This is a genomic window from Protofrankia sp. CiP1_Cm_nod3 (assembly GCF_982290655.1).
The window spans coordinates 6,955-8,464 of record NZ_CEVIVD010000188.1; the positions used below are offsets into that span (position 1 = coordinate 6,955).

The 1,510-nt window shown below is 67.0% G+C and carries 1 protein-coding gene; it reads right to left on the bottom strand.

The window, feature by feature from the left end:
- Positions 1–659 precede the first annotated feature (659 nt).
- Positions 660–1,298, bottom strand: a complete 639-nt coding sequence (locus AC5LUJ_RS22155) for a hypothetical protein (protein WP_250285821.1) — start codon at positions 1,296–1,298, stop codon at positions 660–662.
- Positions 1,299–1,510 lie beyond the last annotated feature (212 nt).

Consider the following 1,510-nt stretch of genomic DNA (forward strand, 5'->3'; position numbering starts at 1 on the left):
GCGGGTGTGGGACGGGAGGGTGGGGAGCCGGCCGTGGGCGGGTCGGACAAGGTGGTCACCGTCAGCTCTCCGGTCCGGTGGTGCTCTCGTCGATGGTCGTGGCCGGGCAGATGCGTCCGGTGGACGGTCGCGGCGACACCATGGCGAGCGGGGGAGGCCTCCGCCTCCCGCCTGGCTCCCGCTGGTCCCTGGCTGGTTCCCACGGGCCCGCTCGCCGCTCCACCCATCCACCCGCTCCCATGCGTGCCGCACCGGACATCCAACTGTCGCATGGAACCTGAGGGGTGTCCGAACCGCCCGGCCCGAAGCCCGGGCCGCCTGCGACAAAGATCATGGATGCTCTGTGCCGTCCGCGCGGACGGCCGTGGATGGTAGGGAGACGCATGCTGTGGTGTAACCCGCCACAGGCCCGATCAGCGATTGCCGACCATCATGAGAGGATGCCCGGCCGGCACCGTCATCCGGCCGGCACTGTCATCCGGCCGGCACCGTCATCAGCACTGCCACGTCAGCCCTGCCAACGGCATTGTCGGCAGGCGGCCTGACGACACGATACCCACCATCGGCATCGACGCCACATGACCGGGGCGCCGCGGCGGCGGCGACCGTGCTCGTTCCAAGTGCTCGTTCCGGGTGTTCGTCCCAGGTGCTCATCGTGCTCATTTCAACGGACGGAAGGACGGGGGCTGAATGGCGGACGGCTGCGCCGTGTACACGGCCAGGGTCTGGGCGAGGCCGGTCGGGTCGACACCGATGGCATGCATGCTGCGGGCCAGGTCGTCCATCACGACCAGGGCGTGGTGCAACAGCACCTCGTCGATGCCCGTGGGCCGCTGGACCGCCTGCCGGAAAGCGTGGGTGATGTCCGCGTCCCCGGTCAGCGCGGCCAGCGCGCCGACGCGGATCCGCTCGCTGAGCGACTCCCACACATGTTCCGAAAGGGGTGCCTGCGCGCCGCGCCACACCCCGCGGTAGGTCAGCGACCGGATGACCACGTGGGGCTGTTCGCCGGTCCGCAGATGCAGGGTCACCGCCCACATCGCCAGCAGCCAGCCCAACGACTGCAGGAGGCGTACGGAGTCGACCCGCAGGCGCGTGGCCAGGGCCGCCTCCGCCTCCTGGCGGGTGGTCGCGTCCGCCCACGCCTGGACCAGGCGTTCGGCTTCCACGATGTCGGTGATGTCGAGTTCGGGAGTACATGGTCGTACGACCGAGGCAGCTCGTTGCGAAGCGGTGTCGACCAATGCGAGGGCACCGACATCGTGCAGCGTCTGCCAGGAAAGTCCTGCTGGCGCCATAGTCGATACGGTAATCGCCCGTTCGTCCGTTGGGCCCGTTTATAACGCAGCTCACTGAGCTTTCTTCACTGCTTCGGGTGCTTCCGGTCGCCAATGCCGCTGGTGTAACCGTATGAACCGTTCCAGGTCATTGAAACGTCTAACGTATTAATTTGAAATATCAAAGTGGCAAAGGGAAGTACATCGTGATTTTTGTGCCTGGAGCTGTGGGA

Excerpts from the sequence above, each read along its gene's own strand:
- AC5LUJ_RS22155 (WP_250285821.1), bottom strand. The coding sequence starts at position 1,298 with ATGGCGCCAGCAGGACTTTCCTGGCAGACGCTGCACGATGTCGGTGCC.